This is a genomic window from Ectopseudomonas toyotomiensis, assembly GCF_900115695.1.
In the GTDB taxonomy this organism is placed as follows: domain Bacteria; phylum Pseudomonadota; class Gammaproteobacteria; order Pseudomonadales; family Pseudomonadaceae; genus Aquipseudomonas; species Aquipseudomonas toyotomiensis.
Window position 1 is genome coordinate 1 of sequence record NZ_FOXK01000025.1, and the last position, 5360, is coordinate 5360.

9 protein-coding genes and 2 pseudogenes are annotated in these 5360 nt (G+C 61.6%); 9 read left to right on the forward strand and 2 right to left on the reverse strand.

All coding sequences use genetic code 11. From position 1 onward, the window contains the following. The coding region (locus BM186_RS25755; RefSeq protein ID WP_074919261.1) for a hypothetical protein at positions 1-401 on the reverse strand (401 nt) is incomplete at its 3' end. A gap of 36 nt (positions 402-437) precedes the next feature. Continuing rightward, complete coding sequence (locus tag BM186_RS25760) at positions 438-650, reverse strand: DNA-binding protein (protein ID WP_074919264.1); 213 nt, start codon at positions 648-650, stop codon at positions 438-440. 98 nt (positions 651-748) lie between these two features. Between BM186_RS25760 and BM186_RS25765 the strand changes: the two genes are divergently transcribed. From BM186_RS25765 to BM186_RS25805, 9 genes and pseudogenes are all read left to right on the forward strand, one after another. Next, positions 749-1168: a helix-turn-helix domain-containing protein gene (locus BM186_RS25765; RefSeq protein WP_074919266.1), complete on the forward strand. Its 420-nt coding sequence runs from the start codon at positions 749-751 to the stop codon at positions 1166-1168. A 4-nt stretch (positions 1169-1172) separates the two neighbouring features. Further along, a complete protein-coding gene (locus BM186_RS25770) occupies positions 1173-1559 on the forward strand; it encodes a hypothetical protein (protein WP_074919277.1) in 387 nt (128 codons plus the stop codon). 22 nt (positions 1560-1581) lie between these two features. After that, on the forward strand, positions 1582-2310 hold the full coding sequence (locus BM186_RS25775; RefSeq protein WP_074919279.1) for a hypothetical protein: 729 nt from the start codon (positions 1582-1584) through the stop codon (positions 2308-2310). Between the two features lie 3 nt (positions 2311-2313). Beyond that, positions 2314-2826, forward strand: a complete 513-nt coding sequence (locus BM186_RS25780; protein WP_074919280.1) for a hypothetical protein — start codon at positions 2314-2316, stop codon at positions 2824-2826. Between the two features lie 150 nt (positions 2827-2976). Beyond that, positions 2977-3282 carry a putative holin gene (locus tag BM186_RS25785; protein WP_074919282.1) on the forward strand — a complete coding sequence of 102 codons (306 nt, stop codon included), beginning with the start codon at positions 2977-2979 and terminating at the stop codon, positions 3280-3282. 80 nt (positions 3283-3362) lie between these two features. Beyond that, a pseudogene (locus tag BM186_RS25790) lies at positions 3363-3986 on the forward strand (transglycosylase SLT domain-containing protein); the annotation flags it as partial. Between the two features lie 213 nt (positions 3987-4199). Then, on the forward strand, positions 4200-4823 hold the full coding sequence (locus BM186_RS25795; protein WP_074919285.1) for a lysis protein: 624 nt from the start codon (positions 4200-4202) through the stop codon (positions 4821-4823). Further along, positions 4823-5158: a DUF2730 family protein gene (locus BM186_RS25800; RefSeq protein ID WP_074919287.1), complete on the forward strand. Its 336-nt coding sequence runs from the start codon at positions 4823-4825 to the stop codon at positions 5156-5158. Before BM186_RS25795 ends, BM186_RS25800 begins: the two co-directional genes overlap by 1 nt. Positions 5159-5165: 7 nt before the next feature. Further along, a pseudogene (locus tag BM186_RS25805) lies at positions 5166-5360 on the forward strand (ArsR family transcriptional regulator); the annotation flags it as partial.

A 5360-nucleotide genomic window follows, 5' to 3' on the forward strand; every position in this document is an offset into this window, starting at 1 on the left:
TGAGCCACATGCCCAGCGGACGATGCGAGAGCTGGTTGAGCAGCTGACAGCCGCCCGCGAGAACCGTGAGCGGCAAAGTCGATACCAAGCAACGGGGCGTGATGACTGAAGCCCAGCTCGTTGCGCAGATCCTGCCAGGCCTTGGCCTTCAGCTGCTGCCCAACAAGTTGGCCGGCGCCGAGCAGCATCAGGCGATCGATCAGCTTTGCGGTACCGGCGCTGGCCGGCGTGCGATCGACGAACACCAGGGCCTGCTGGCGGGCTTCGGCCAGGTGTGCGGCGATGGCCGGGCCATCACCAGGTGCGCAGGCGATCAGCGCGTTGAGCGCGGCGCGCCAGGCGTCCATGGGGTGAGGGATTAATTCGATCTCCTCGGTCATGAGTTGCGGCTTGTCGGACATGGCGGTGTCCCTCGCTGCTGTTGTGGTTGGGTGGGGTTAGGCGGCGACGGCTTCGCCGTCCTTGAGGCCGAGGGCAACGGCAATGACATGCGATTGGCCGTAGTTGCCCTTGGAGAAGCCGTTGAGCACTTGGTAAACGGCGGTGGGCGGAAAGCCGTGGTCTTTCGCCCATTGATTGACGGTTAGGCCCTTGGCACGGAACTGGGCCTTCACCTGTTCGACGGTCTTGGGTTTTTGCTGGGTTGCCATGGCGGTGGCTCCTCGGCTGGTAGTTGAAGATTCATAAGAATCTTTGGTGTTTGTGAGGCTGAGTATGGGTAGAAAACTACCCATCGTCAAGGAGGTTTATGGGTACTTATTTGCCCATTGGCGAGCGGCTTGCTGAGGAAAGGAAGCGGCTAGGGTTCAATCAAACCGACTTCGCGGCTGTGGCTGGAGTAAGCAGAAAAACTCTTTTCGGCTATGAGAGCGGCGAGCGAACGCCCGACGCTGGGGGGCTTGCTGCCTGGGCTAGCGAAGGTGTGGACTTGATGTACGTGGTGCTTGGTGAACGCTCGAAAGCCCACCCCGTCGCTCAACTTCTAGCAGACGAACAAGTCTTGCTGGAGGCATATCGCGCTATGCCGGCTCGTGCTCGTAAGCTCCTTCTGGCCGAAATGCTGACGGGTAAGAAGACACGCAAAGCTGACGGTAAGGCTGATGGCATGAGCGTTTCAGGCGATGGGAACCGAGTAGCTGGAAGGGATTACAACGAAACGAAGGAGTAGCACCGTGGATATCCAGGTTGAGGGGAGCAACAACCGAGTCGCCGGGCGGGACTATTACGAGAATCAGATCAAGCCTTGCCCGCGATGCGAGGTCAGGGTCATTGATCGTGAAAAGAGCATCTGCAACCACTGCACCAAGGAAGAGAGAGATGAAAAGGCCCGTGGGCAGATGACGCTGTTCGGCCTGGGCGTGCTCTTCATCTTCGGTTGGTTACATGGTTGGCGGTCAGAAAGAGGCCTGGCGCCAGGTATAGAAGGGCTGGCCGAGACACTGGCACTGTCGGTCGGTATTGCCATCGCAGCGCTTTCAGTGATCTGGTTTTTACTTCCGCTTGTTGTTGAGATCGGTGCGGCCTACTTCGAGAGCCGCCGTAATCGCTATCGCGAATAACCACATGGATGAGGCCTGTGTAATGAACATCAGAGCAATGTTTTTCACGGTGCTAGCTGCCGTTCTTCTATCCGGCTGTGCTACGGACTACCGAAACAAAACGCCTACAGAGGTCGCACAGGCAACTCGCGTGCATGAAAGCGAGTACAGCGAGAGCAGGATCTACCTGGCACCACCCGTGACGGGTAATCCGGTGATGGGCATGACCTACGAAGCCCAGCTCGCCGCCATCCAGTCGAAGAAGGACGGCTCGATAACTCATGCCCTTCGGGTGAAGTGGAGCTACCTCTCTCACGCTTGGATGTTCTTCTCCAATGCCACGATGCCGGGGCCAATTCCTCTTGAAACCGTATCCACGAACAGGGAGGTGTATAGCTGTCGCTCTAGCCGGTGCAGCTACTACGAAAGCACGTCAGCAGTTGTGCCGCTGGAGATCCTGGCCAATGCATCGGCTGGTTTGAAGGTTCGCTTCTCCTCCCAGCAGGGCGCGGTCATGGTTGAGCTGCCTGCCAGCTATGTGCTCGGCTATCTGCAAGCTATGTCCACGGCCCTAGGCGGTGCTGTTACGCCCACCGCTGCTGCTCCGGCCTCAAGGATTCCCAAGTGGGAGGCTGTACCGACACGTCCTGCTGGCCAGGCTGGTGAGGTAGCGAACAAGAGCAAGGAGCAGCAGCTGCAGGAGCTGCAGAGCACGCAGGGCTTGAGTTATGAGGAGTACCAGCGGCGGTATCAGCTGATCATGGGGCAGTGATTCATGATGCTTGATCCGATTCCGCAGGCTTTTGCTTTGGCCGCTTGGCAGCGCATAGCTCGGGAGATTACGGCATCAGTCGAGTTAAAGACTGCGATGCAAAAGGAAGCGCTGAGGCTGCATGCCAAGGGCTGTGTCCAGCGCGAGTTCACCCGAGGAATGGGGGCTGTCCTTCATGGTCAATCTTGGGATTGGCCGAAAGGGAAGGTTCTTATCATGGAGCGTCTGGGAGAACCGCCGCACGTCGATGATCTGCTCGAAGCGCTGTATTCCTGGTTCATGTCTGCTACCCACAAGCTTTACCGGCGCGGACAGATAAGAGCCTTACTGGCTGAGGCTATGGGCCATGTGATCCTTGTCTCTGCTGATGCGGGAGATGGTGAGCCGGCGCCGTGTGGTGCTGTCGATCAGCAGGTGCTCGATGTGAGTGATGAGGTACTGAAGAGGATTCCTCCCTGTGGTCATCCGTTTTGCGCATGCAGTTGGGCGCTGACCTATCCAGATGAAGTGAGGTAGCAACGGGGCGCCGCAATGGCGCCCTTTGTCTTTTTCGGCTAGCCGAAAAGACCCCCCGCGCGCGAGGCGAAGCTGTGATCTCTCCCCCGGTCGGACTGCCGGTATGAGCACAGCAACGGCCAAGGATTGGCCAACCTCGGAGCGCAACCCATGGCCACCACCTGCCAGAACAAGCCCAAGCGCCGCCTCCTGCCGCGCATGACCGTTTTCGCTGTTATCTCCATCCTGCTGCTGGTCGCCATCTGGTATGTGCGCCCTGAGCAGCTGCAGGTGGTGCTGTACAAAGCCAGCCTCATCACCATCGGCGCCGTGCTCGGCTACTACATCGACCGCGCGCTGTTCCTGGTCGAGGCCCGGCCCCATCAGTGCATCGGCGGCATCCACATCGTCGGCGCCTGGCTGCGGCGCGCATTGATCGTGCTGGCGTGCGTCCTCGGCATGACGTTGGGGCTGTAGTCGTGAACCGCCTCAAGCGTTGGCTGGCCGAGGCCGGCAATGACCTGGCGATCATCTGGATGGTCGAACCGCGCCTGTTCCTGTGGCCGCTGATCCTGCTGGTGTTCGCAGTGGGCCTGTTCATCGTGCCCAAGGCAGATGCCGCCAGTATCCCGACCGCAGCCGAGCAGCACCGCCGCACCCTGGTACGCGCCGCCCATGCCGAATGGGGCCTGGGTGCGCCTGTGGCGACGTTCGCCGCACAGGTTCACCAGGAGAGCGCCTGGCGCGTAAATGCTCGCTCGCCAGTCGGCGCCGAGGGCCTGGCGCAGTTCATGCCCGCGACTGCCGATTGGATGGCCGAGATCTACCCGCGCAGCCTGGGCCCGGCACAGCCGTACAACCCAGGCTGGGCACTGCGGGCCATGGTCGCCTTCGACCGCTGGCTCTACGAGCGAAACCAGGCCGTCAACGAGTGTGACCGCTGGGCCTTCGTGCTGGCCGGCTACAACGGCGGCAATGGCTGGGTGAATCGTGATCGACGTCTGGCATCGGCAAAGGGCGCCGATCCGCTGGCCTGGTTCGGTCATGTCGAGCGCCACAATTCCGGGCGCTCGGCCAGCAACTTCAAAGAGAACCGCCATTACCCGCGCGCCATCCTGCTGCGCTGGGAGCCCATGTATGCGGCTGCCGGCTGGGGGCCTGGCGTGTGCGCCGAGAGGTATAGCCGCCATGAAGATCCCGACGCTGTTTCTGCTCGCCACGTTGACCAGCAGTTCGCCTGCCGCCTGCTCCCGGAACTGGTTGGCTGCCGCCGAGCTGTTCGCATCGCCGCCGCCCCGCGTTCGTCCGGCCCAGCTCTGGCCGCCCGAGCGGGTGGACAAAAGACCACCCATGCCGCGCTGGTTGCGGCATCGGCTCAAGCGTAAGGGGCGGTGATGAAGAACGTCATCGGCAGGATCGCTGACTACTGGTACGTGCCGATCTTCGTGGCGCTGATGTACCTGATGTGGGCCTACGGCGAAAGCCAGTACGACCTGGGGCACAGCACCGCCCAGGCCAAGGGCGACAAGGCCCTGGCTGACCTGCGCGAAGAGCACCAGAAACTACGCGCCGACGCCGCCGAACAGAACCTGGTGCTCTACCGCCAGCAGGTGGAGCGCGCCAACCAGGCCGAGCTGGTGTTCCTGGACGCCCAGGACGAGATCGACCGGCTCAAGCAGCAACTCACACAGGAGCGCATCAACCGTGTCTCGACTCAATACACCCCGGCGCGCGGCGCTGCCCCTGTGGCTGCTCCTCGCTTCGTTGTCACTTGTGGCTGGCTGCGCGACTTCAACGCAGCGCTTGGAGCCACCACCCCAGCTCCACCCGGCTGCCGAGCCTACGCCGGCTCTCAAGAAGCGGCCTGGCCCGCCCCCAGCTCTGACGCCGAACTACTGGAAAGCGGCATTACCGCGGCTGACATCCTGGCACATGCGCGTGACTACGGCGCTTGGGCGCTCGCCATCCGTGCGCAGCTGAACGCGCTGATCGACCTACACAACAAGGACAAGCCCTGATGGACTTTGACTACCTGCTGCGCCTCGGCCAGTTCCTGTTCACCGTGGTGGTGGGCCTGTTTTCGCTAATGGCCGCGCGCCGGGCCTCATCGAAGGTCGAGGCCGAAGCCCTGGCCCAGCGCCTAACCGGGCAGGACAACCGCCTGCTGGTCCTGGAGCAGCAGATGAAGCATCTGCCCAGGAGCGAGCAACTCACCGAACTGGCCGAGAAGCTGGCCGAGCTGGGTGGCGACATGAAGGGCATCAAGTCCGACGTGGCAGGCATCAACCGCTCCCTCGACCCGCTCAATCGCTCGGTCGATCGCCTTAACGATTACCTCCTACACAGCAAGTGAGGCTGCGATGATCAACCAACCTTTCGCCGATTTTCTGCGCCAGGATCAGCGCCTGGTGATGCTGCGCATCCTCTCTGAGCTGCCGCAGTACCGTTCCAACTCCTCGGTGATCGCCAACCTGCTGGGCCAGTTCGGGCACCACCCGAGCCGCGACCAGGTTAAGGGTGATCTGGTTTGGCTTGGCGAACAGGGCCTGGTGTCG

Excerpts from the sequence above, each read along its gene's own strand:
- BM186_RS25760 (WP_074919264.1), bottom strand. The coding sequence starts at position 650 with ATGGCAACCCAGCAAAAACCCAAGACCGTCGAACAGGTGAAGGCCCAG.
- BM186_RS25765 (WP_074919266.1), top strand. The coding sequence starts at position 749 with ATGGGTACTTATTTGCCCATTGGCGAGCGGCTTGCTGAGGAAAGGAAG.
- BM186_RS25775 (WP_074919279.1), top strand. The coding sequence starts at position 1,582 with ATGAACATCAGAGCAATGTTTTTCACGGTGCTAGCTGCCGTTCTTCTA.
- BM186_RS25780 (WP_074919280.1), top strand. The coding sequence starts at position 2,314 with ATGATGCTTGATCCGATTCCGCAGGCTTTTGCTTTGGCCGCTTGGCAG.
- BM186_RS25785 (WP_074919282.1), top strand. The coding sequence starts at position 2,977 with ATGGCCACCACCTGCCAGAACAAGCCCAAGCGCCGCCTCCTGCCGCGC.
- BM186_RS25795 (WP_074919285.1), top strand. The coding sequence starts at position 4,200 with ATGAAGAACGTCATCGGCAGGATCGCTGACTACTGGTACGTGCCGATC.
- BM186_RS25800 (WP_074919287.1), top strand. The coding sequence starts at position 4,823 with ATGGACTTTGACTACCTGCTGCGCCTCGGCCAGTTCCTGTTCACCGTG.